The sequence below is a fragment of the Rhodococcus sp. NPDC058532 genome (assembly GCF_042719255.1).
Classification (GTDB): Bacteria; Actinomycetota; Actinomycetes; order Mycobacteriales; family Mycobacteriaceae; genus Rhodococcus_G.
The window spans coordinates 95,782-117,971 of sequence record NZ_JBHXNU010000011.1; the positions used below are offsets into that span (position 1 = coordinate 95,782).

Below are 22,190 nucleotides of genomic sequence, written 5' to 3' on the forward strand. Positions count from 1 at the left end.
GGCGTTGCCGGGGACCCCGAAACGGGCAGGCGCGGGATCACAGGTGCTCGCGCACCCAGGCAAGCAATCCGGGCACCGCGGCCTCGATCTGGGTCCGCACGAGGTCGAAGTCGGCGCTCCCCCCGTAGTAGGGGTCGGGCACCGAGTCGCCGTCCGCGTCCGGGTCGAAACTGCGCAGCAGCCTGCGCCGTCCGGTGGGAACCCCGAGCTGCGCGAGCGCCCGGTCGTGGCCGGTGTCGAGGGCGACGACCAGGTCCGCGCCAAGGTGGTCGGGCCCGACCTGCGCGGCCCGATGCCCGGTCGGGTAGCCGTGCGCGGCGAGGACCGCGGTGGTGCGGTGGTCGGCGTCGTCGCCGACATGCCAGCCGCCGGTGCCCGCGCTGGACACCCGGACCGCTTCCGCGAGACCGGTCTCGGATAGGCGGCCAGCGAGGATCTTCTCCGCCATCGGGGATCGGCAGATGTTGCCGGTGCAGACGAACGTGATGTGCAGCGGGTCAGCGCGCATGCAGGATCGCCTCCAGATCGGCGACGGTCGCCGCGGACCAGCGCGCGTCCTCGGCCTCGGTCTCCGCGCCGTACCCCCAGTGCACGAACACCGTCGGGATGCCCCAGTGCGCGGCGCCCTGCACGTCGTGGATCCGGTCCCCGACCATCACCACGCCGTCGGTGCCGCCCGCGACGGCGGCGACGCCGAGGCCGCGCAGGGCATGCTCGATGACGTCCGCCTTCGCGCGCCGGGCACCGTCCGGGGAGGCGCCCGCGATCACCTCGAAATGCCCGGCGAGGCCGAAGTGTTCGAGGATCCGCACCGCGAACCGCTCCGACTTCGAGGTCGCGACCGCGAGCCGGGCCCCCGCCGCGGCCAGCGCGTCGAGCAGGTCCGCGACGCCGTCGAACACCGCGTTCTCCGCCCAGCCGACACGGTCGTACCGGTCGACATAGGCGGCGAGGGCGCGCTCGGCGGTCGCATCGTCGAGCCCGACGCCGCGCAGCGTGTCCGCCATCGGCGGGCCGAGGATCAGTTGCGTCGGATCGCCAGCGGGTTCCGGGGCGCCGACCGACGCCAACGCGTGCCGGAACCCCGACACGATGCCCGGAGCGGAATCGGTGAGGGTGCCGTCGAGGTCGAACAGCAGGATGGGGGAGCGCACCCGTCCATCCTGCCTGCCCCGACCGGCGAGCACCGGACCGCCATAGACTGCCCGTCGTGAACACCGCGGCATCCGACGGCAACGAGGTGGGTCGCCCCGGCGACGGTGACCCGGATCGCCCCGGCGACGTCGACCTCCGTCACCACGGCGACGTCGACGCCGCCCCCGGGCTGGTCGACTTCGCCGTCAATGTGCGGGGCGAGGGCCCACCCCGGTGGCTGGCCGCGCGGCTGACCGCGCAGTTGGCGACGCTCGGGCGGTACCCGTCGGCGAGCGCCGAGCGGGCCGCGCGGGAGCAGGTCGCGGCCCGGCACGGTCGCGACCCCGAGGAGGTGCTGCTGCTGTCCGGCGGCGCCGAGGGGTTCGCGATGCTGCCGCGGCTGGGGTCGCGGCTGGCCGCCCTGATCCACCCGTCGTTCACCGAACCCGAATGGGCGTTGCGGCAGGCCGGGATTCCGGTGCAGCAGGTGCTGCTGCCACCGCCGTACCGGCTCGCCGCTGCCGCGGTCCCCGACGCCGCAGACCTCGTCGTTCTCGGCAACCCCACCAATCCGACGTCGGTGCTGCACCCGGCGGCCGACGTGCTCGCGCTGCGCCGCGACGGCCGGATCGTGGTGGTGGACGAGGCCTTCGGTGACGCCGTGCCGGGGGAGCCGGAGTCCCTCGCCGGGCAATCCCTGCCCGACGTGCTGGTGCTGCGGTCGCTGACCAAGACGTTCGCGCTGGCCGGGCTGCGCTGCGGCTACGCCCTCGGCGACCCGGGCGTGTTGGCCCGGCTGCAGCAGGGCCGGGCCCACTGGCCGCTCGGCAGCCTGCAGGTGGAGGCGATCCGGGCCTGCAGCGAACCCGAGGCGGTCGCGTGGGCGGAGCGGGAGGCGGCGCTGATCGCGTCCGAACGGGCCGCGATGCTCGCACTGCTCGGCGCCGCCGGGGTCGAGGTCGTCGGCCCGGCCAACGCGCCGTTCCTGCTGCTCCGCGTCCCGGACGCCGACCTGGTCCGGAAGAAGCTGCAGGACGGGGGGATCGCGGTCCGGCGCTGCGACACCTTCCCCGGCCTGGACCCCAACCACCTCCGCGTCGCGGTCCGCGCCGCGGACCCGGCGCAGACCCTGGTGAGCGCATTGACGGAGGTATTGGCATGAGCGTTGCCCTGTCCGAGGTCATCTCGGTGCTCGAGGAGGCGTACCCGCCGCGGCTCGCGGAGTCGTGGGACTCGGTCGGGCTGGTGTGCGGCGACCCCGCCGACCCGGTGCATCGGGTGATGGTCGCCGTCGACGCGACCGCCGCCGTCGTCGACGAGGCCCTCGCCTGGGGGGCACAGCTGCTGCTGGTGCATCACCCGCTGCTGCTGCGCGGCGTCGATACCGTCGGCGCGCACACCCCGAAGGGTGCGCTGCTGCACCGGTTGATCCGCGGCGGCTGTGCGCTGTACACCGCACACACCAACGCCGATTCGGCCGACCCCGGCGTGTCCGACGCGCTCGCGCACGCGCTCGGGTTGACCATCACCGGGCCACTATCGCCCGCCCCGTCGGACCCGCTCGACAAGTGGGTCGTGCTGGTCCCCGGCCCCGACACGGCGGCCGTGCGCGAGGCGTTGTTCCAGGCCGGGGCCGGGCAGGTCGGCGACTACAGCTGCTGCAGCTGGACCGTCGCAGGCACCGGCCAGTTCCTGCCCGGCGCGGGGGCGAGCCCGGCGCTCGGGTCGGTCGGGCGGATCGAGCGGGTCGTCGAGGACCGCGTCGAGGTCGTCGCCCGGCGTGGGCTGCGGGCCCGGGTGCTTGCCGCGCTGCGGTCCGCGCACCCCTACGAGGAACCGGCGTTCGACGTCCTCGAACTCGCCGATACCGGCAGCGCGCTCGGCATCGGGCGGATCGGTGAGCTCGCCGAACCGGAGTCGCTGCGGGACTTCGCGGCGCGGGTGCGGCGGGCGCTGCCGGAGACCGCGTGGGGTGTCCGCGCCGCAGGCGACCCCGACACCGTCGTCCGCACCGTCGCGGTGTGCGGCGGCTCCGGTGACTCGCTGCTCGGGGCGGCACGGGCCGCGGGCGTCGACGCGTACGTGACCGCCGACCTGCGGCACCATCCCGCCGACGAGCACCTGCGCGGCGGCGGACCGGTGCTGGTCGATGTCGCGCACTGGGCCAGCGAGCAGCCGTGGTGCGGGCAGGCCCGCGACCTGCTCGACGCCCGATTCCGGGGTGTCGACGGCTGGGCCGCCGCGCTGTCCGCCGTCCGCACCGACCCCTGGACCCTCGGCGGCTGACCTCCCCGCCGTCCGGGTGAAGGGCACCCCCGCCCCGCCCAACCGGGCGAAGGTGCCCTTCACCCGTTCGGAGCAGGCGCCGACGGGCGGTACGGTATGCGAATCCCCACCACCCGCGAACCACAAGCAGGAGCGATGCCCGCGTGAACGTCGAACCCCGGATCCAGGCCAAGCTGCTCGACCTCGCCGCGGTCGACACCGAGCTGACCAGGATCGCGCACCGCAGGCGCACCCTCCCCGAGCAGCAGGAGGTGCAGCGCCTCGAGGCGGACCGGGTGGGACGCAAGGATGCCGCCGTCGCCGTCCAGATCGTCCTCGACGACCTCGACCGCGACATCGCGAAGCTTGAGGGTGAGGTCGACGCGGTCCGCAAGCGGGAGGACCGCGACCGTCAGCTGCTGCAGAGCGGCACCGTCGGAGCCAAGCAGCTCACCGAACTCGAACACGAACTCGCCAGCCTCACCCGCCGCCAGGAGGCGCTCGAGGAGGACCTCCTCGAGGTGATGGAACGGCGGGAGGCCACCCAGGCCGACTACGATCACGCGGGCGGTCAGGTCGACCAGATCGACGACGCCCTCGTCGACGCGGGCCGCCGCCGCGACGACGCCGTCGCCGACCTCGACACCGCGCAGCAGCGCTGCGAGAGTGACCGCACCGCGCTCGTCGCCGAGTTCCCCGCCGACCTGCTCGCCGTCTACGACCGTCAGCGCGCCAGCGGCGGGGTCGGGGCCGCCCTGCTGCAGGCCCGCCGCTGCGGTGCCTGCCGCATCGAGATCGACCGTGGCGAGATCGCCCGGATCCAGGCCACCGCCCCCGACGTCGTCGTCCGATGCCCCGAATGCAGCGCAATCATGGTGCGCACCAAGGAATCCGGTCTGTGAGTTCCGCGCGCGTCATCGTCGAGGCCGACGGCGGATCCCGGGGTAACCCCGGCCCGGCCGGCTACGGGGCGGTGGTGTTCGACGCCGGCCACGACCGGGTCCTCGCCGAACGCGCCGAGGACATCGGCGTCGCGACCAACAACGTCGCCGAGTATCGAGGACTGATCGCCGGCCTCACCGCCGCCGCCGCGCTCGACGCGCACCTGGTCGACGTCCGGATGGACTCGAAACTCGTCGTCGAACAGATGTCGGGACGCTGGAAGGTCAAGCACCCGGACATGATTCCGCTCGCGCGGCGTGCGCGGGAATTGGCAGGCGGATTCGACGCGGTCACCTACACCTGGATCCCGCGCGCCGAGAACGCGCACGCCGACCGCCTCGCCAACCTGGCCATGGACGGCACTGCCGTCGAGACGACGAACGGGCATGTCGAGGACGTTCCCGAGGTGGCACCGGTGCCCGCGGCCGCGGAATCGACGCCGACCGCGCCCGGCTGGACCGGTGCCGTCGGCGCGCCGACCCGGCTGCTGCTGCTGCGGCACGGCCAGACACCACTGTCGGTGGAGCGCCGCTACTCCGGTCGCGGCAACCCGGAGCTGACCGAGGTCGGGCAGGCGCAGGCCGCGGCGGCCGCGGCCCGGCTCGGGGCACGGGGCGGCATCGCGGCGGTGGTGTCGTCGCCGCTGGCGCGGGCCAGGCAGACCGCGCAGGCCGCGGCCGACGCGCTCGGACTGCAGGTCACCGTGCACGAGGGCCTCACCGAGACCGATTTCGGCGGGTGGGAGGCGCTGACCTTTCTGGAGGCGAGCGAACGCGACCCGGACCTGCACGGCCGCTGGCTCCGCGACACCTCGGTGCGTCCGCCGGGCGGGGAGAGCTTCGACGGGGTCCGCGCCCGCGTCGACGCGGTGCGGGCCGACCTGCTGCGCGACTTCCCCGGGCAGAACGTGCTCGTCGTCTCGCACGTCACCCCGATCAAGACGCTCCTGCAGCTGGCGCTCGAGGTCGGGCCGTCGCTGCTGTACCGGCTGCACCTCGACCTCGCGTCGCTGTCAATCGCCGAGTTCTACCCCGACGGCGGCGCGTCGGTGCGGCTGGTCAACGACACCTCGCACCTGTAGCACCGTCGCGCCTGCTCCGCCGCCGTGCCTGTCAATGTCGGCTCCGCCGCCGTGCGTGATTTTTACCCCAGTGAGGGTAAGAATCACGCACCGGCGCGGAGCGCACTTTTTAGCGGGGGTAACATCGTGCGGGTGAACTCGCTGCTGACCAGTCGACGCTTCGTCGACAACTGCCTGCAGTCGAGCGCCGTCTGTATCAGCTGACCCGGTCGACACACCTGTCCCGGGGCGGTCGTCGCTCTCGTCGCGGCCGTCGGAATGCCCTGCGAACGTCAGCCCTCTCGCGCACCCCGATGTGATTCGCCGTGCGCGCACCCGCAAGAAAGGTCCGTCCAATGTCGGCCTCCTTGAGCGCCCCCACGCGGCGCCGCCTGCCCTCCTGGGCCACCTCGTTCGGCACCCAGATCGTCATCGGCCTGGTCGCGGGCGTCCTGATCGGCCTGCTCGCCCGGTCGATGCCCGACGCCGCCGACGGCAACCCAAACTGGCTGGTCGGCACCGTAACGACCATCGGTTCCAGCTATGTCGGGCTGCTCACCGTCGCGGTGATCCCGCTGGTGTTCACCGCGATCGTCAGCTCCATCGCGAACCTGCGTCAGGTGGCGAACGCGGCTCGGCTCGCGGTGCAGACGCTGCTGTGGTTCGCGATCACCGCGCTGATCGCGGTCGTGATCGGCATCGTCGTCGGGCTGGTCGTGCAGCCCGGCGCCAACACCACGGTGGACGCAACGTCGGCCGCGCAACCGAAGTCGTCCGGCTCCTGGTGGGCCTTCCTCACCGGGCTCGTCCCACAGAACTTCCTCGCGCTCGGCGCCAAGACCACCGTGACGGATGCGGGCACCGCGACCACTTCGCTGAGCTTCAACGTGCTGCAGTTGCTGGTGATCGCGGTCGCGATCGGGATCGCCGCGCTGAAGGTCGGGGAGAAGGCCGAGCCGTTCCTGAACTTCAACGCCGCGCTGCTGGCGATCGTGCAGAAGGTGCTGTGGTGGATCATCCGGCTCGCCCCGATCGGTACCGCCGCGTTGATCGCGAAGGCGGTCGCCACCTACGGCTGGGATGCGCTCGGCCAACTCGGCTGGTTCACCGCCGCGATCTACCTCGGCCTGGCCATCGTGTTCCTCGTCGTTTACCCGATTCTGATCCGCGTGCACGGGCTGTCGGTGCGCCGCTTCTTTTCCGGTGTGTGGCCTGCCACCCAGCTCGGGTTCGTCTCGCGCTCCTCGATCGGCACGCTCCCGCTGACCGAGCGGGTCACCGAACGCAACCTCGGCGTGCCCCGCGAGTACGCGTCGTTCGCGGTGCCGCTCGGTGCGACCACCAAGATGGACGGGTGCGCCGCGATCTATCCGGCGATCGCCGCGATCTTCGTCGCCCAGTTCTACGGTCTTGACCTGACCCTGACCGACTACCTGCTGATCGTTGTTGTCGCCGTGATCGGCTCCGCGGCGACCGCAGGGACCACCGGGGCGACGGTGATGCTGACACTGACGCTGTCGACGCTCGGCCTTCCGCTCGCCGGCGTCGGTCTGCTGCTCGCGGTCGAGCCGATCGTCGACATGGGCCGCACGGCGGTCAACGTCACCGGTCAGGCGCTGGTGCCGACGATCGTCGCCAAGCGGGAGGGCATTCTCGACGAGGAGTTGTACAACGCGGAACGTCGCGGCGACCCGTTCGCCGACGACACCGCGGACCAGGTCCCGGTCACCGAGGCTCCGCCGAACGGGGGGTCGCCGGCGGATGCCGGGCCGGCCCGAACGCCGGAGCGGCACCCGGCAACCGTCTGACCAGCAGTTACCGAACTGTGCGTGATTTGCACCCCGGTCGGGGTGCAAATCACGCACGGGCGGCGGAGCCGCTCAGAGGAGCTTGCGGAGGGTGCGTAGGTTCCGGTTGGTGGTCGCGGAGCGGTACTTTGCCTTGCCGCTGAGCTTGCCGAACGGGCTGGTCAGGGTCTGGCCCCGTTCGACGTGCCAGTACAGGACGCCGTTGCCGAGGCTCAGGTTCTCGTCGCCGAGGTCGAGTTTCCCCGCGGCGGTGAGCATCTCGTCCAGCGCCGCCGGGTCCGACGACAGCAGCACGTACGGGTGCCAGCCGTCCCGGTCGGCGTCGAACGGGAACGCCTCGACGATCGCGGCGAGCGTCGGCTGGTCCACCAGCACGATCCACGCCTCGTACCCGAAGCGGTCCCGCAGCGCCGACTCGATGTCGCTCTTGACGGCGGCGACGTCGGTGCGGTCGGAGTCGAACAGGACGTTGCCCGACGCCAACACGGTCGTCACGTTCTCGAACCCGGCCGCTTCGACGGTGGCCCGCAGGTCCGCCATCTTGATCGTGACTCCGCCGACGTTCACGCCCCGCAGCAGCGCCGCATACCGTGTCATGCGCACACCCTAGCGCCGGGTAGTCTGGACGGGCGGACGAGTTGGTCGGGCGGCCGCGGCAGGGGGAACCGTACGCAGCCAGCGTGCAGGCCCGGTGCCGAGGAAAGTCCGGACTCCACAGAGCAGGGCGGTTGCTAACGGCAACCCGGGGTGACCCGCGGGACAGTGCCACAGAAAACAGACCGCCGGCACATGCCTTTTCGGAGGCATGGCGTCGGTGAGGGTGAAACGGTGCGGTAAGAGCGCACCAGCACCCCGGGTGACCGGGGTGGCTAGGTAAACCCCGCCCGGAGCAAGGTCGAAGGCCGCACCCACTCGGGTGCGGCTGCGCGGGTGTTCGAGGGCTGCTCGCCCGAGCCCGCGGGTGGACCGCTTGAGGTACCCGGCGACGGTGTGCCCAGATGGATGGTCGCCGCCCGACGCCTCGGCGTCGGGAACAGGATCCGGCTTACAGGCCAACTCGTCCGCCCCCCCGGGGGGCGGTCCCCGCGTCGGAGACGCGAAAATGCCGCCGCGTCGGAGACGCGAAAATGCCGCCGCGTCGGAGACGCGAAAATGCCGCCGCGTCGGAGACGCGAAAATGCCCCCGCCCCTGAGGGCGAGGGCACAGTCGATGTGGGCCCGGCTCAGACCGGGTTGACCACCAGCAGGGTCGCCCAGTGCTTCGCGCCCTCTTCACCGAGGTGCGGAAGCAGTGCGTCGAAGAGCAGGTAGGACATCGGCTCCATGTGGGGGGATTCTCCATTCGGGATTCGTCGCTGCGCAGCCGATCCGGGACAGATCAAAAGGCCATGGTTCGACGAGGGGGAGCGACGTACCATGGCCCGCTGCGGCGTAAGAATCTCATGGTTGTGAGTTCCCTTCAAGCGTTCTCCCGGAAATCTTCCGGCGGCGCGCCAAGTTACCGCCGAGTCATCGGATGGCCGGGCCGCCGAACGTGGCGCACACTGGACCGATGAGCGACGACGACCAGTGGTATTACTGCGTTTCCGATGGTTCCGTGCGGCAGGGCAAGGATGCGCGCGGGTTGGACCGGATGGGGCCGTACCCGGATCGGGCGACCGCCGAACGCGCATTGGAGATCGCGGCCGAACGCAACCGGGCCGCGGACCGGGAGGACCGCGACTGGGAGGACTGACCCGCGGTCCCCGGCGGGCCGGGACACTAGGCTCTGTTTGGTGACCACGCGAATCTCCGCCAACGGCATCGACTTCGAGGCGGTTCGAGCAGCCTTCTCCCTGTCCGGGACGTTTCCGCCCGCCGCACTCGCCGAGGCCGAGACGGCAACGGACCGGTTTGCGACCGGGCGGGTTGACCGCACCGATCTGCCGTTGGTGACGATCGACCCGCCCACCTCGATGGACCTCGACCAGGCGCTGCACCTGGAGCGGACCGGGACGGGATTCGTTGTGCACTACGCGATCGCGGACGTCGCGGCGGTCGTGGAACCCGGCGGCGACCTGGACGGGGAAACCCGGCGTCGCGGCCAGACCTTCTACCTCCCGGACGGCTCGCTGCCGCTGCATCCGCGCGTGCTGTCGGAGGATTCGGCGAGTCTGCTGCCCGGTCGGGTGCGGCCCGCGGCGTTGTGGCGCATCGAGCTCGACGAGCGGGCGGAGCCGGTGGCGTTCGGGGTCACCAGGGCCCTGGTGCGGTCGGTGGCGCGGTTCGACTACGCGGGCGTGCAGGCGGATTCGGACGCGGACACGCTGCATCCGTCGATCGCCGCGCTGCCCGCGTTTGGGGTGCTGCGGTTGGCGTCCGCGGCCCAGCGCGGCGCGATCGAACTGAAGCTGCCGGAGCAGGCGGTGGTCTCGGACGGGGACGGCGGCTGGAATCTTGAGGTGGAGCCGCGCACCGACGTCGACGACTGGAACGCCGAGGTGTCCTTGTTGACCGGGATGTGTGCTGCCCGGTTGATGTTGGACGCCGGGGTTGGCCTGTTGCGCACGTTGCCGCCCGCCCCGGACGATGCGGTGCTGGCGCTGCGCCGGTCCGCGCGGGCGCTCGGGCTTGGCTGGCCGGCGTCGATGTCGGTCGGGGTGATGCTCGCCGGGTTGCCACCGAACTCGCCGGAGACGTTGGTGATGATGAGCGATGCGACCACCTTGCTGCGCGGCGCCGACTACGCGGCGTTCGACGGCGCGGTGCCGGAGCTGACGGTGCATGCCGGGATCGGGGCACCCTACGCGCACGTCACGGCGCCGTTGCGCCGGCTGTCCGATCGGTTCGCCACCGAGGTCTGCCTGGCGGTGACCGCGGGAACGGAAGTGCCGCAGTGGGTTCGGCAGGCCCTGCCGACGCTGCCCGCGCTGATGCGTGGCTCCGATCAGGTGGCGGGGAAGGTGGACCGGGCGTGCGTCGACATGGCCGAGGCGAGCGTGCTCGCCGGGCGTGAGGGCGAACTGTTCGACGCGGTGGTGCTGCGCGGGGCGGAGGGGAAGCGGGCCGCCGAGGTGTACATCGGCGTTCCGGTGGTGATCGCCCGGTGTGACGGCAACCCGCCGGAGGGCGCGCGGGTGTCGGTGCGCCTTGCGGAGGCGGATCCGGTGGCCAGGACGGTCCGGTTCGCGTACGACGGGTGAGGGTGCTCGCAGGTCACAGGTCGTCGATGGCGGCGAGGACGGGACGCGCGTCGGCGGCCGTCCGTTCGGCACGGGTGATCTCGCCCGCCGCGAGCACGCCGTAGCTGAAGGTGTCCTCGCCGGCGGCGCGGGCCCGGTCCGCGGCGGCGAGCAGCACGGCCCGCGCGACCACGGCGTCCTGGTGCGCACCGAGCACCGTCTGCAGCCGCTCGGCGGCCTCCCCGAGCCGGGCCGTGCCGGGTCGGGCCGCGGCGATCGCCTCGGCGGCGTACCGCAGCGCCTTCGCACGTTTTCTCGTGGTGTGCAGGGCGTCGGGTGGGCCGGGGGCGGCACCGTCCCGAAGTCCGGCGGATCGGCCCGCGCGCAGCACGCGGCGCCGGGCGTGCCGCAGTTCGTTGCGTGGTCGTCCACCGCTCGCGGTGGTGGCGCACAGGACGTCGAGACCGTCGACGAGGGCCCGGTAGCGGGGGCCGGTCACCGCGGTCACCGCTGCGGTGTGGGCGTCCCGGTAGCGTCGCCGGTGCTCGTCGACGAGGCGGAACCGCACCGGGCCGCGCAGCAGTTCCGGGGGCAGCGCGTCGAGGACCTCACCGAACCGGTCGGCGAGGACCTCGGCGTCCCGCGCGCGGCCGAGAACCGTCCCGAGCCACCGCAGTTCGTCGCGCAGCGGATCGGCCGCCGGCGCGGGGAACACCGACGGGTAGGTGCCGATCACGCTGCGCAGGCGTCGCGCTGCCACCCGCATCCGATGCACCGAGTCCGGCTCGTCCGCGGCCACCGCGTCCACCAGGGCGGTGAGCCGGTCCCGCTGGTCGCGGACGTGGCCGCGCACCGCAGCGCGGTCCGCGCGTCTCTGGGTGCCCATCCCTCAGGTCTACCGCACCGCGGCCCGGGGCGTCACCCGGCGCGGAAGCCGTCCGTCGCCTGCACCAGGTGGTGGGTGATGCCGGGCTCGGCGGCGGCGTGGCCCGCGTCGTCGACGAGGTGCAGCCGTGCGGACGGCCACGCCCGGTGCAGCGCCCACGCCGACGTTGCCGGGCACACGACGTCGTAGCGCCCCTGCACGATCACCGCGGGCAGGTGGGCGATCGCGCCGATCCCGTCGAGCAGCTGGTTCTCGGCGAGGAAGCCGCGATGGACGAAGTAGTGGTTCTCGATCCTGGCGAACGCCAACGCGAACCGCTCATCCGAGTTGCGTTCCACGTGATCGGGTTTCGGGATCAGTTCGCTGGTCGCGCCTTCCCATGCGGACCAGGCGACCGCGGCCCCGCGCGCGACGTTCGGGTCCGGGTGGTGCAGCAGACGGTGGTACGCCTCGACGAGGTCGCCGCCGCGGTCCGCGGCGGGGATCGGGGCGAGGAACTCCTCCCAGCGGTCCGGGTAGATCGCGCTCGCACCGCCGTTGTAGTACCAGTCGATCTCGCTGCGGCGCAGCAGGAAGATGCCGCGCAACACCAGCTCGGTGACCCGGTCCGGGTGCGCCTGCGCGTACGCCAGCGCCAGCGTCGATCCCCACGACCCGCCGAACACTTGCCAGCGGTCCACCCCGAGGTGCCCGCGCAGCGCCTCGATGTCCGCGATCAGGTGGGCGGTGGTGTTCACCGACAGGTCGGCACCGTCCGCGACGTGCGGGGTGGACCGGCCGCAGCCGCGCTGGTCGAACAGCACGATCCGGTAGGTGTCGGGGTCGAAAAAGCGGCGGTGGTCGGGGGAGGTGCCGCCGCCGGGGCCGCCGTGCAGGAACACCACCGGCTTGCCGTCCGGGTTGCCGCTCTGTTCCAGGCGATGCGCTGCCCGTCGCCGACGTCGAGCATGCCGGTGCGGTGCGGCGCGATCGGCGGATACAGCCGCCGCAGCGCCCGGTCGTCGCGCGGCATCAGAAGCCGATCAGCCCGGACGCCAGGTCCGGGATCTCCAGCGCGTACATCGCGCCCTCACGCACGTCCGGGCACTGCGCGGAGGTGATCACGTCGATCCGGGCCTTGTGCGCGACCAGGTCGATCATGTTGACGCCGTTCTGCGCGGCCCAGGTGCCGACGACGGTGTTCAGGCCGCCCTTCCCGATGGTCGGCGTGTAGGTGCGCCAGCTCTGCAGCTGCGCCGCCATGTCGGAGCACAGCTTCTCGGCCTGCACGGTGGTGACGCCGCCGGAGTCGCCGGGAATCACGGCGGGTGCCTGCCCGGTGACCGGTGCTGGCGCGGGCGCGGCGGTGCTCGCCGGGGCTGGCGGCGTCTCGGTCGCGCATGCCGCGGTCGAACCGAGCACGACGGCCGCCCCGGCGGCGACAACGTAACGGCGGAAAGGCATGTGGTGTCCCCAGTCTGTCGGTGGGCGGACGTGCTGACGGTGGAACCCGCGTCGCACCGTCAACGGATACGGGCGACGCCCGGTTCCCTGGCGCGGAAGCAGTGTGCCACCGGACCGGGAACCGGGCGTCGATACGCGCCGGGTCAGAAGCTGTGTTCTTCGCCGGGGAAGCTGCCCGCCCGGACCTCGTCCGCGTAGGCGTGGGCGGCGGCCCGGAGGGTGTCGCCGACGGTCGCGAACTGCTTGACGAACTTCGCGGTGCGGCCGCTGGTGTAGCCGGCCATGTCCTGCCACACCAACACCTGCGCGTCGCACTCCACGCCAGCGCCGATGCCGACGGTCGGGATGGTGAGCTTGCGGGTGACCTGCCCGGCGATCTCGGCTGGCACCATCTCCATCACCACCGAGAACGCGCCGGCCTCCTGGACGGCGATCGCGTCGGCGACGAGCTGTTCGGCGCCGTCCCCGCGGCCCTGCACCCGGAACCCGCCGAGGCTGTTCACCGACTGCGGGGTGAACCCGATGTGCGCTTGCACCGGGATGCCCGCCGCGGTGATCGCCGCGATCTGCGGGGCGACCCGTTCGCCGCCCTCGAGCTTGACGGCGTGCGCGCCGCCCTCCTTCATGAATCGGAACGCGGTCTCCAGGGCCTGCTGCGGCGACGCCTCGTAGCTGCCGAACGGCAGGTCGGCGATCACCAGGGCGTGCGGAGCCCCGCGCACCACGCCCCGCACCAGGGGCAGCATCTCGTCCACGGTGACCGGCACCGTCGTGTCGTAGCCGTACACGACGTTCGCGGCGGAGTCGCCGACCAGCAGGACCGGGATGCCCGCGTCGTCGAAGATTCGGGCGGTGGAGTAGTCGTAGGCGGTCAGCTCCGCCCAGCGGGTGCCCTCGGCCTTCATCGCCTGCAGGTGGTGGGTGCGGATCTTGGTGCGCTTGACCGGCGCGGCCGGTGCGCCGCCGTAGACGGGAGTCTCGGGAACAGCAGTCTCGGACATCAGTGTCCCTTTCGTGCCTCGAGGCCCAATGCGGGTCCCCGGGTTGTGGGTGATGACACGCACAGTCTGCCACCGGGGTGGGTCGCCGCGCCCGTGCGGTTCGTCACATCCGATCCGCGAGCCGGGGAACCTCCCGCGCGGCCACCGGCGTCCAACCCGGCATGACGCCGGCGGCAGTGCACCGGATCATGGCCGGCCAGGACGGCATCGTCACGCTGACCCAGGCGCTGGCAGCTGGCATGAGCCGGACCGCGGTCGACCGGCGGGTGAGCACGGGCGAATGGCGTCGGTTGCACCGCGGTGTGTACCTGCGCGCCGACCGACAGCACACCAACGCGGTCCGCCTGCGGGCGGCGGTGTTCGCTGCCGGGCCGTGACCGCGCGCCCCGATCAGCGGATCCGCCGCCGCGACCTGCACTGGGCCGACCCCCGCAGCACCCGCGGACTGCGGGTCACCGAGCTCCCCTTGACGGTGCTCGAGGCGGCGGTGGTGCTGCCCGACGGCTCAGTGCTGATGGACCGGGCACTGCAACAGCACACCACACTGCCGATCCTGGTGGCGGTGCACGAGCGTAATCGTGGCCGCAGCGGCGCGGCGGCCGCGGCCCGACTCCTGCACTCCGCCGGGGAGGGCGGGCACCGCGAGGCCGAGCGGATGCTGCTGCGGCTGCTGCGATCGGTCGCCCTGAACGGATGGCGTCCGCACGTGCGCGCGTGCGGATACGAGATCGACGTCGCGTTCATCCGAGACCGCGTCGCGATCGAGGTCGACGGCTGGGCCTGGCACCGCGACGTCGCCCGGTTCAACAACGACGCGAAGCGCCAGAACATCCTGGTCAACGCGGGCTGGCATGTGCTTCGGTTCACCTGGCATCAGCTCCGCCTCGAGCCGAATGCCGTCCTCGCCCAAATCACGGACGCGCTGGCGTCGCGCGAGTGACTCGGGTCGGGAAGGATCTGCCCCGGTCTGCGGGGCCGATCCTTCCCGAATCGGGGGTGCGGCGGCGCGTGGCACCATCGAGGCCATGCGTATGAGGACTCCCGCGGCACTGGTCGCGGGCTTGGCGGTGGCCGCGGCCGTGGCGGGCTGCGCCGGTCAGGTTGCGCCGGAACCGCCTGCCGCGGCTTCGGCGTCGGGTGCGGGTGTGGTCCCCGCCGGGCTGGAACGGTTCTACGACCAGGACCTGCGGTGGGAGTCCTGCGCCGACTACGAGACGGACGGGCCGCTGGCGAGCAGGCTCGAATGTGCGCGGGTGACGGTGCCGGTGAACTACGACGAGCCGGGCGGGGACACGGCGGAGGTGGCGATCTCCCGCAGTGCTGCGACGGGCGACCGGATCGGGTCGCTGCTGGTCAACCCCGGCGGGCCGGGGGCGTCGGGACTGTCGATGGCGACCGTCGGGGACGGCACCGAGCTCGCCGCCCGATTCGATGTGATCGGGTTCGATCCGCGCGGTGTCGGCGCGTCCACCCCGCAGGTCCGGTGCCTGACCGGTGTCGAGTTCGACGCCGACCGCGCTGACCCGCGCGTGGACATGAGCCCGGCGGGGATCGCGCACATCGAGGCGGTGAACGCCGACTACGCGGCGAAGTGCGCGCAGCGGACCGGCGCGGAGTTCCTCGCGCACGTCGGCACCCGCGAGGTGGTGCGCGACATGGACGTCATCCGCTCGGTGCTCGGCGACGAGCAGCTCAGTTTCCTTGGCTTCTCGTACGGGACGCGGATCGGGTCGACGTACGCGGAGGCGTTCCCCGCCAACGTGCGGGCGATGGTGCTCGACGGCGCGGTCGATCCGGAGCAGGACCCGGTGCAGGAGACGGTGCTGCAGGCGGCCGGGTTCCAGCGGGCGTTCGACGACTTCGCCGCGGACTGCGCCACCAAGGCGAACTGTCCGCTCGGGTCGGATCCCGGCCAGGCGGTGCCGCGGTTCCGGGCCCTGGTCGACCCGCTGATCGCCAGGCCCGCCGAGACGACCGATCCGCGGGGGCTCGGCTACCAGGACGCGATCACCGGCGTCCAGCAGGCGCTGTACTCGCCGCAGCTGTGGGGGGCGCTGCGCAGCGGACTGTCCGCGCTGGCGGACGGCCGCGGTGATGCGCTGCTGCTGCTCGCGGACCAGTACCAGGGTCGCGGTGACGACGGCACGTACAGCAACATCAACGACGCGTTCAACGCGGTCCGCTGCGTCGACGATCCGCCGGTGACGGACCGGGCCGTCGCGTCGGCGGGCGACACCGCGTACCGGCGGGCCGCGCCGTTCCTCGACGACGGTCGGGGGACCGGTACCGCCCCGCTGGACGTGTGCGCGGTCTGGCCGGTGCCCGCCAGCGGGACCCCGCACGCGGTCGACGCGCCGGGGCTGCCGCGGGTGGTGGTCGTGTCCACGACGCAGGACCCCGCGACGCCCTACCAGGCGGGTGTCGACCTGGCGAAGCAGCTGGATGCGGCGCTGATCACCTACCGGGGGACGCAGCACACCGTCGTGCTGAACGGGGTGGCCTGCGTCGACGATCCGGTGGTCGCGTACCTGACCGACCTGACCGCCCCCGCCCCCGACCTCACGTGTTCGTAACCACCGCCCGGATGTAACACAGATTTAACGCGCGGTGCCTACTCTCGCGTGCATGGATCGCCAAAAGGAATTCGTGCTCCGGACCCTCGAAGAGCGCGACATTCGTTTCGTCCGACTGTGGTTCACCGACGTGCTCGGGTACCTCAAGTCCGTGGCGATCGCGCCCGCCGAACTGGAGGGCGCCTTCAGCGAGGGCATCGGCTTCGACGGATCGGCGATCGAGGGGTTCTCCCGGGTGTCGGAGGCGGACACCGTCGCGAAGCCGGACCCGTCGACGTTCCAGGTGCTGCCGTGGGAGCACAAGGACGGGCGGCAGCATTCGGCGCGGATGTTCTGCGACATCGCGATGCCGGACGGCACCCCGTCCTGGGCGGATCCGCGGCACGTGCTGCGCAGGCAGCTGAGCAAGGCGGGCGACCTCGGGTTCAGCTGCTACGTGCACCCCGAGATCGAGTTCTTCCTGCTGGAGAACGGCCCGATCGACGGGACCCGGCCGATCCCCGCGGACACCGGCGGCTATTTCGACCAGGCGGTGCACGACTCGGCGCCGAACTTCCGCAGGCACGCGATCGACGCCCTCGAGCAGATGGGCATCTCCGTCGAGTTCAGCCACCACGAGACGGCGCCGGGCCAGCAGGAGATCGACCTGCGCTACGCGGACGCGCTGTCGATGGCCGACAACGTGATGACGTTCCGGTACGTCGTCAAGGAGGTGGCCCGCAACGAGGGTGTGCGTGCCACGTTCATGCCCAAGCCGTTCGGTGAGCATGCCGGGTCGGCGATGCACACCCACATGAGCCTCTTCGAGGGCGAGAACAACGCCTTCCACAACCCCGACGACCCGATGCAGCTCTCCGAGACCGGCAAGGCGTTCATCGCGGGCATCCTCGAGCACGCCAACGAGATCAGCGCGGTCACCAACCAGTGGGTGAACTCGTACAAGCGCCTCGTCCACGGCGGCGAGGCACCGACCGCCGCCTCGTGGGGTCCGTCGAACCGGTCCGCGCTGATCCGGGTGCCGATGTACACGCCGAACAAGGCGTCGTCCCGGCGCGTCGAGATCCGCAGCCCCGACTCCGCATGCAACCCGTACCTGGCGTTCGCGGTCCTGCTGGCCGCCGGTCTGCGCGGCATCGAGAAGGGCTACGAGTTGCCGCCGGAGGCCGAGGACGATGTGTGGTCGCTGACCTCCGCGGAGCGCAGGGCGATGGGGTACCGGGAGCTGCCGCGCAGCCTCGGCGAGGCCCTCGAGCAGATGGAACGATCGGAGCTGGTCGCGGAGACGCTCGGCGAGCACGTGTTCGACTTCTTCCTCCGCAACAAGCGGCGCGAGTGGGAGGACTACCGCGGCCAGGTGACGCCGTTCGAGCTGCAGAGCTACCTGGGGCTGTAACGCGACAATGGTCAAGCCACCCAGCGCCAGGTCCACGATCCCCGGTGTCGGCCGACTCGGTCTCGTCGAGTCGGCGGCGCCCGACCAACTCGCCACGCTCGACTGGCTGAACGTCGACAGCGTCGACCTGCTCTGGTCGCTGTCGCGGGCCGCGAACGCGGACCTCGCGCTGCGCACCCTGGTCCGGATGCGCGAGTGCCTCGGGGAAGGGTGGACCGAACTCGACGCCGCCCTGCGCACCGACACCGGACTGCGCGGGCGGCTGTTCGGGGTGATCGGGGCGTCCAGCGCGCTCGGCGACCACCTGGCGGCCGAGCCGGGGCGGTGGCGCCAGTTGCGCGGCGACGTGGTGTTGCCGTCCCGCAAGGAGCTGACCGACGACCTGCTCGCCGCGGTCGGGGCCGTCCCGGACGCGTCTGCGTCGGAGTCGAACCTCGTGTACCGCGCGGCGGTCACCGGCCCGGAGGCCGTGCTGGCGCTGCGCACCACCTACCGCGACCAGATGACGGTCCTCGCCGCGCTGGACCTGGCGGCGATCGTGGAGAACGAGCCGGTGCTGCCGTATCAGGCGGTCGGGCGACACCTGTCGGACATGGCGGACGCCGCACTGACCGCTGCGCTGGCGGTCGCGGTCGCGACCTGTCACCCGGACGAGGAGTGCCCGACCCGGCTCGCGGTGATCGCGATGGGCAAATGCGGTGCGCGGGAACTGAACTACGTCAGCGACGTGGATGTCGTGTTCGTCGCGGAGCCGGCGGACGCGCGGGCCAGCAGGCTGGCAGGCGAGTTGATGCGGATCGGCACCTCCGCGTTCTTCGAGGTGGACGCGGCGCTGCGGCCGGAGGGCAAGCGGGGCGAGCTGGTCCGCACCCTGGACTCGCACGTCGCCTACTACAAGCGCTGGGCGAAGACGTGGGAGTTCCAGGCGCTGCTCAAGGCGCGGCCCGCGACCGGGGACCTGGAACTGGGGCAGCGCTACGTCGACGCGCTGAACCCGATGGTGTGGACCGCAGCCGAACGGGAGGACTTCGTCCCCGGGGTGCAGGCGATGCGCCGCCGGGTCGAGGAGATGGTGCCGCCGGAGTTGCGGGAACGTGAGATCAAGCTCGGCCGTGGCAGCCTGCGGGACGTCGAGTTCGCCGTCCAGCTGCTGCAGTTGGTGCACGGCCGCGCCGACGAGTCGCTGCGGGTGCAGAGCACGATCGACGCGTTGACCGCGCTCGCCGGGGGCGGCTACATCGGCCGGGACGACGCGGCCAACCTCACCGCGTCCTACGAGTTCCTCCGGCTGATCGAGCACCGGCTGCAGCTGCAGAAGCTCAAACGCACCCACACCCTGCCGCCAGCCGAGGACGAGGAGTCGCTGCGCTGGCTGGCGCGGGCGGCGCACATGCGGCCGGATGGTCGCCTCGATTCGCTCGGGGTGCTGAACGCGGAGATCAAGCGCAACGCGCACCGCATCCGGCGGCTGCACGTGAAGCTGTTCTACCGTCCGCTCCTCGAATCCGTTGCGCGCCTGGACAAGGAGGCGCTGGTGTTGAGCCCGGACGCCGCGGTCCGGCAGCTCGCGGCACTCGGGTACGTGGCCCCGGAGAACGCCCTCGGGCATCTCAAGGCGCTCACCTCGGGTGCATCCCGCAAGGGTCGCATCCAGGCGCTGCTGCTGCCGACGCTGCTCGAATGGCTCAGCGACACACCGGATCCCGATGCGGGACTGCTCGCCTATCGCAGGTTGTCGGACGCGATGGTGGACGCCGACTGGTATCTGCGGGTGCTGCGCGACGAGGGCGCGGTGGCGCAGCGGCTGATGATCGTGCTCGGGTCGTCGGCCTACATTCCGGACCTGCTGATCAAGGCGCCGGATGCGTTGCGGCTGTTCGCCGACGGCCCGAACGGGCCGCGACTGCTCGACGCGACACCGGAGGAGGTGTCGCGGGGCATCCTGGCGTCCTCGGCTCGGTACGACGACCCGGCGCGGGCGGTCGCCGCCGCGCGGTCGTTGCGCAGGCACGAGTTGGCCAGGGTCGCGTCCGCCGACGTCCTCGGGATGCTCGACGTCCCGCAGGTGTGCCACGCGCTGTCGTCGGTGTGGGCCGCGGTGCTCGGGGCGGCGCTGGACGCGGTGATCCGGGCCAGCGAGGCGGAGCGGGGGGAGCAGGCGCCCGCGTCGCTCGCGGTCATCGGGATGGGGCGGCTCGGCGGTTTCGAGCTCGGCTACGGCTCCGACGCGGACGTGCTGTTCGTGTGCGAGCCCCGGCCGGATGTCGACGAGACGACGGCGGTCAAGTGGGCGAACCTGGTCGCCGACCGGGTCCGCACCCTGCTCGGGGCGCCGAGCACCGATCCACCGCTTGAGGTGGACACCGGGCTGCGACCCGAGGGACGCAACGGCCCGGTCGTGCGGACCCTGGCGTCGTATCAGGCGTACTACCGGCAGTGGGCGCAGGCCTGGGAGGTGCAGGCCCTGCTGCGGGCGCACGCCGTCACCGGCGATGCCGACCTGGGGCTGCGGTTCCTGCACATGATCGACGAGTTCCGGTACCCGGACGGGGGTGTCTCGGAGACCGCGGTGCGCGAGATCCGGCGGATCAAGGCCCGCGTCGACTCCGAGCGGCTGCCCCGCGGCGCCGACCCGGCGACCCACACCAAGCTCGGTCGCGGCGGCCTCGCCGACATCGAGTGGACGGTGCAGCTGATCCAGCTGCGGCACGCGCACGAGGTGCCGTCGCTGCACAACACCTCGACGCTGGAAACCCTCGATGCGATCGGGGCGGCGGAACTGCTCGCCGAGACCGACGTCGAACTGCTGCGCGAGTCGTGGCTGACCGCGACGAAGGCCCGCAACGCGCTGGTCCTGGTCCGCGGCAAGCCGACCGACCAGCTGCCCGGCCCCGGCCGGGTGCTGTCCGCGGTCGCGCAGGTCGCGGGGTGGCCGGGCGGTGACGCCAACGAGTTCCTCGACAACTACCTGCGGGTGACCCGCCGGGCGAAGGCCGTGGTGGAGCGCGTCTTCGGGTCCTGAGGGCCCGGTGTTTCCGACGGCGTACGCCGAATCCGGTTGTGGCTACGTGGTTGCCGCAAACGGGTATGGGTGGGGGTGATTCCCCGGTCGCCCGGCCGGCCGAGTCCCGAGATTCTTCGATGACCGCGCCGGCGCCGTGCTGGCGGAAGAATCCCGGAGGACCCAGCGACGATGTCGACGCCCCGCACCGCCCGCACCACCCGCACCCACCGATCCGTCCGGCACGCCGCGGTCGCCGCCGCCGTCGTCGGGGGAGCGCTGCTGCTGCCCGCCGTCCCGGCGCTGGCCGCGCCGGTCACGATCCCCGGTGTCGGCCCGGTCGAGCTTCCTGGCGGCGGGGCCCCGGCGCCCGCTCCCGCGCCGATGGCGACGCATGGCACGGCGGCGCTCGATGCCGCGCTGTCGAAGCTGGGTGCGCCGTACGTGTGGGGGGCGACGGGCCCGAACTCGTTCGACTGCTCGGGGCTGGTGCAGTGGGCGTACCGGCAGGCCGGTGTCAGCGTCCCCCGCACGATGCACGACCAGGTCAACGCCGGGAGCCCGGTGGGTCGCGGCGACCTGCAGCCCGGCGATGTGGTGCTGTTCAGCGGCGCCGAGCATGTGGGCCTGTACGCCGGGGACGGCACGGTCGTGCACGCGCCGACGACCGGCCAGCCAGTGAAGAAGACGCCGGTCGACGCGATGCCGTTCCACGCCGCCCGCCGGTACTGACGCGCCTCCGGCGCCCGTGAGTCCTTTTGGCCCCCTGGTGGGCCAAAAGGACTCACGGGCACGAAGTGCCTACTCGCCCGCGAAGAGGCGGATGCGTTGCTCGCGGCTGCGTTCGAGGTGGGTGCGCATGTGCTCGCGGGCCGCGCGCTCGTCGCGGGCCCGCAGCGCGTCGAGGATCTGGTCGTGTTCGGTGTTGAGCAGGTCCGGTTCGCCGTAGTTGGAGGGCGGGCCGCTGTCGTAGATCCGGAGCTGGGTGGTGAGCCGCACCAGCAGCGTCATGATCGTGGTGTTGTGGGCGGCCTGCCAGAGGGCCTCGTGGAACCGGAAGTTCCCGGCGCGCACCGCGGTGTCGTCGTCGGCGGCGCAGCAGGAGCGGTGCAGCCGTTCGAGGCGCGCCATGTCGAGGTCGGTGTGCCGGATCGCGGCGGCGCCCGCGGCTTCCGACTCGAGCGCGACGCGGGCCGCGTAGATCTCGATCACGTCCTCGGGAGTGCCGGAGCGGACCCGGAAGCCGCGGGCCGCGCGTTCGAGGAGGCCGTCGTGGGCCAGCCAGTTCAGTGCCTCGCGGATCGGTGTGCGGGAGGCGCCGTAGGTCTCGCTGAGTTGGGTCTCGTGCAGCGGTGCGCCCTGGGGGAACTTGCCGTCCAGGATGTCCGCGCGCAGGCGAAGGTACTGCTTGGACGTCTGATCCGACCGGCCAGCCGCACCGGTGAGCATCAGGGTGCCCAGGTCGTCGTCCTCGCGCGTCATCGTGTCCTCCCTCGATTCGGTCGCGGCCTCGGGCCGCCGCG

At 72.1% G+C, this 22,190-nt stretch carries 20 protein-coding genes, 1 other RNA gene and 1 pseudogene; 14 read left to right on the forward strand and 8 right to left on the reverse strand.

Features of this window, described 5'->3' with window-relative positions; translation table 11 throughout:
* Positions 1-37: 37 nt before the first annotated feature.
* The gene (locus ACFWQG_RS14740; protein ID WP_378508367.1) at positions 38-508 is read right to left on the reverse strand and encodes a low molecular weight protein-tyrosine-phosphatase; all 471 of its coding nucleotides are present in this window, start codon (positions 506-508) and stop codon (positions 38-40) included.
* Positions 498-1,154 carry an HAD-IA family hydrolase gene (locus tag ACFWQG_RS14745; protein WP_378508368.1) on the reverse strand — a complete coding sequence of 219 codons (657 nt, stop codon included), beginning with the start codon at positions 1,152-1,154 and terminating at the stop codon, positions 498-500. Before ACFWQG_RS14745 ends, ACFWQG_RS14740 begins: the two co-directional genes overlap by 11 nt.
* A gap of 86 nt (positions 1,155-1,240) precedes the next feature.
* On the opposite strand from ACFWQG_RS14745, the gene cobC reads away from it, so the two are divergent.
* The 5 genes from cobC to ACFWQG_RS14770 all read left to right on the forward strand — a co-directional run bounded on the left by cobC (position 1,241) and on the right by ACFWQG_RS14770 (position 7,209).
* Positions 1,241-2,296 (forward strand): Rv2231c family pyridoxal phosphate-dependent protein CobC, encoded by a 1,056-nt coding sequence (gene cobC, locus ACFWQG_RS14750; protein ID WP_378508433.1) that lies wholly within the window; start codon positions 1,241-1,243, stop codon positions 2,294-2,296.
* Entirely contained in the window at positions 2,293-3,420 is a 1,128-nt protein-coding gene (locus ACFWQG_RS14755) for a Nif3-like dinuclear metal center hexameric protein (protein WP_378508369.1), read from the forward strand. Before cobC ends, ACFWQG_RS14755 begins: the two co-directional genes overlap by 4 nt.
* A gap of 143 nt (positions 3,421-3,563) precedes the next feature.
* Positions 3,564-4,301, forward strand: a complete 738-nt coding sequence (locus ACFWQG_RS14760; protein ID WP_378508370.1) for a zinc ribbon domain-containing protein — start codon at positions 3,564-3,566, stop codon at positions 4,299-4,301.
* Positions 4,298-5,422 (forward strand): bifunctional RNase H/acid phosphatase, encoded by a 1,125-nt coding sequence (locus ACFWQG_RS14765; RefSeq protein WP_378508371.1) that lies wholly within the window; start codon positions 4,298-4,300, stop codon positions 5,420-5,422. The genes ACFWQG_RS14760 and ACFWQG_RS14765 overlap by 4 nt, the downstream gene beginning before the upstream one ends.
* A 335-nt stretch (positions 5,423-5,757) precedes the next feature.
* Complete coding sequence (locus ACFWQG_RS14770) at positions 5,758-7,209, forward strand: dicarboxylate/amino acid:cation symporter (RefSeq protein ID WP_378508372.1); 1,452 nt, start codon at positions 5,758-5,760, stop codon at positions 7,207-7,209.
* Positions 7,210-7,281: 72 nt separating this feature from the next.
* Here the strand turns inward: ACFWQG_RS14770 and ACFWQG_RS14775 are convergent, their stop codons facing one another.
* Complete coding sequence (locus ACFWQG_RS14775) at positions 7,282-7,806, reverse strand: DUF1697 domain-containing protein (protein ID WP_378508373.1); 525 nt, start codon at positions 7,804-7,806, stop codon at positions 7,282-7,284.
* Between the two features lie 37 nt (positions 7,807-7,843).
* Here ACFWQG_RS14775 and rnpB point away from each other — a divergent pair.
* From rnpB to ACFWQG_RS14790, 3 genes are all read left to right on the forward strand, one after another.
* Positions 7,844-8,273, forward strand: an RNA gene (gene rnpB / locus ACFWQG_RS14780) — RNase P RNA component class A.
* A 488-nt stretch (positions 8,274-8,761) separates the two neighbouring features.
* Complete coding sequence (locus tag ACFWQG_RS14785; protein ID WP_378508374.1) at positions 8,762-8,944, forward strand: hypothetical protein; 183 nt, start codon at positions 8,762-8,764, stop codon at positions 8,942-8,944.
* Between the two features lie 37 nt (positions 8,945-8,981).
* Positions 8,982-10,391, forward strand: a complete 1,410-nt coding sequence (locus ACFWQG_RS14790; RefSeq protein WP_378508375.1) for an RNB domain-containing ribonuclease — start codon at positions 8,982-8,984, stop codon at positions 10,389-10,391.
* A 13-nt stretch (positions 10,392-10,404) separates the two neighbouring features.
* Here ACFWQG_RS14790 and ACFWQG_RS14795 read toward each other — a convergent pair whose 3' ends face one another.
* The 4 genes and pseudogenes from ACFWQG_RS14795 to panB all read right to left on the reverse strand — a co-directional run bounded on the left by ACFWQG_RS14795 (position 10,405) and on the right by panB (position 13,700).
* A complete protein-coding gene (locus ACFWQG_RS14795) occupies positions 10,405-11,256 on the reverse strand; it encodes a CHAD domain-containing protein (RefSeq protein WP_378508376.1) in 852 nt (283 codons plus the stop codon).
* Positions 11,257-11,288: 32 nt separating this feature from the next.
* Positions 11,289-12,268: pseudogene (gene pip, locus ACFWQG_RS14800) on the reverse strand (prolyl aminopeptidase).
* A complete protein-coding gene (locus tag ACFWQG_RS14805; RefSeq protein WP_378508377.1) occupies positions 12,268-12,699 on the reverse strand; it encodes a hypothetical protein in 432 nt (143 codons plus the stop codon). Before ACFWQG_RS14805 ends, pip begins: the two are co-directional and overlap by 1 nt.
* A 143-nt stretch (positions 12,700-12,842) precedes the next feature.
* Positions 12,843-13,700 (reverse strand): 3-methyl-2-oxobutanoate hydroxymethyltransferase, encoded by an 858-nt coding sequence (panB, locus tag ACFWQG_RS14810; protein WP_378508378.1) that lies wholly within the window; start codon positions 13,698-13,700, stop codon positions 12,843-12,845.
* A 161-nt stretch (positions 13,701-13,861) separates the two neighbouring features.
* On the opposite strand from panB, the gene ACFWQG_RS14815 reads away from it, so the two are divergent.
* The 6 genes from ACFWQG_RS14815 to ACFWQG_RS14840 all read left to right on the forward strand — a co-directional run bounded on the left by ACFWQG_RS14815 (position 13,862) and on the right by ACFWQG_RS14840 (position 21,399).
* Entirely contained in the window at positions 13,862-14,077 is a 216-nt protein-coding gene (locus ACFWQG_RS14815) for a type IV toxin-antitoxin system AbiEi family antitoxin domain-containing protein (RefSeq protein ID WP_378508379.1), read from the forward strand.
* Positions 14,074-14,640 (forward strand): endonuclease domain-containing protein, encoded by a 567-nt coding sequence (locus ACFWQG_RS14820; protein WP_378508380.1) that lies wholly within the window; start codon positions 14,074-14,076, stop codon positions 14,638-14,640. Before ACFWQG_RS14815 ends, ACFWQG_RS14820 begins: the two co-directional genes overlap by 4 nt.
* A gap of 85 nt (positions 14,641-14,725) precedes the next feature.
* Positions 14,726-16,273 carry an alpha/beta hydrolase gene (locus ACFWQG_RS14825; protein WP_378508381.1) on the forward strand — a complete coding sequence of 516 codons (1,548 nt, stop codon included), beginning with the start codon at positions 14,726-14,728 and terminating at the stop codon, positions 16,271-16,273.
* 52 nt (positions 16,274-16,325) lie between these two features.
* Entirely contained in the window at positions 16,326-17,666 is a 1,341-nt protein-coding gene (gene glnA, locus ACFWQG_RS14830) for a type I glutamate--ammonia ligase (protein ID WP_378508382.1), read from the forward strand.
* A gap of 7 nt (positions 17,667-17,673) precedes the next feature.
* Positions 17,674-20,688 carry a bifunctional [glutamine synthetase] adenylyltransferase/[glutamine synthetase]-adenylyl-L-tyrosine phosphorylase gene (locus ACFWQG_RS14835; RefSeq protein ID WP_378508383.1) on the forward strand — a complete coding sequence of 1,005 codons (3,015 nt, stop codon included), beginning with the start codon at positions 17,674-17,676 and terminating at the stop codon, positions 20,686-20,688.
* Between the two features lie 171 nt (positions 20,689-20,859).
* A complete protein-coding gene (locus tag ACFWQG_RS14840; protein WP_378508384.1) occupies positions 20,860-21,399 on the forward strand; it encodes a C40 family peptidase in 540 nt (179 codons plus the stop codon).
* Positions 21,400-21,468: 69 nt separating this feature from the next.
* Here ACFWQG_RS14840 and ACFWQG_RS14845 read toward each other — a convergent pair whose 3' ends face one another.
* Complete coding sequence (locus tag ACFWQG_RS14845; RefSeq protein WP_378508385.1) at positions 21,469-22,149, reverse strand: GntR family transcriptional regulator; 681 nt, start codon at positions 22,147-22,149, stop codon at positions 21,469-21,471.
* Between the last annotated feature and the right edge of the window lie 41 nt (positions 22,150-22,190).

Coding starts and splice junctions, on each gene's coding strand:
- ACFWQG_RS14740 (WP_378508367.1), bottom strand. CDS start 508: ATGCGCGCTGACCCGCTGCACATCACGTTCGTCTGCACCGGCAACATC.
- ACFWQG_RS14755 (WP_378508369.1), top strand. CDS start 2,293: ATGAGCGTTGCCCTGTCCGAGGTCATCTCGGTGCTCGAGGAGGCGTAC.
- ACFWQG_RS14770 (WP_378508372.1), top strand. CDS start 5,758: ATGTCGGCCTCCTTGAGCGCCCCCACGCGGCGCCGCCTGCCCTCCTGG.
- ACFWQG_RS14775 (WP_378508373.1), bottom strand. CDS start 7,806: ATGACACGGTATGCGGCGCTGCTGCGGGGCGTGAACGTCGGCGGAGTC.
- ACFWQG_RS14785 (WP_378508374.1), top strand. CDS start 8,762: ATGAGCGACGACGACCAGTGGTATTACTGCGTTTCCGATGGTTCCGTG.
- ACFWQG_RS14795 (WP_378508376.1), bottom strand. CDS start 11,256: ATGGGCACCCAGAGACGCGCGGACCGCGCTGCGGTGCGCGGCCACGTC.
- ACFWQG_RS14805 (WP_378508377.1), bottom strand. CDS start 12,699: ATGCCTTTCCGCCGTTACGTTGTCGCCGCCGGGGCGGCCGTCGTGCTC.
- panB (WP_378508378.1), bottom strand. CDS start 13,700: ATGTCCGAGACTGCTGTTCCCGAGACTCCCGTCTACGGCGGCGCACCG.
- ACFWQG_RS14815 (WP_378508379.1), top strand. CDS start 13,862: ATGACGCCGGCGGCAGTGCACCGGATCATGGCCGGCCAGGACGGCATC.
- ACFWQG_RS14825 (WP_378508381.1), top strand. CDS start 14,726: ATGCGTATGAGGACTCCCGCGGCACTGGTCGCGGGCTTGGCGGTGGCC.
- glnA (WP_378508382.1), top strand. CDS start 16,326: ATGGATCGCCAAAAGGAATTCGTGCTCCGGACCCTCGAAGAGCGCGAC.
- ACFWQG_RS14835 (WP_378508383.1), top strand. CDS start 17,674: ATGGTCAAGCCACCCAGCGCCAGGTCCACGATCCCCGGTGTCGGCCGA.
- ACFWQG_RS14840 (WP_378508384.1), top strand. CDS start 20,860: ATGTCGACGCCCCGCACCGCCCGCACCACCCGCACCCACCGATCCGTC.
- ACFWQG_RS14845 (WP_378508385.1), bottom strand. CDS start 22,149: ATGACGCGCGAGGACGACGACCTGGGCACCCTGATGCTCACCGGTGCG.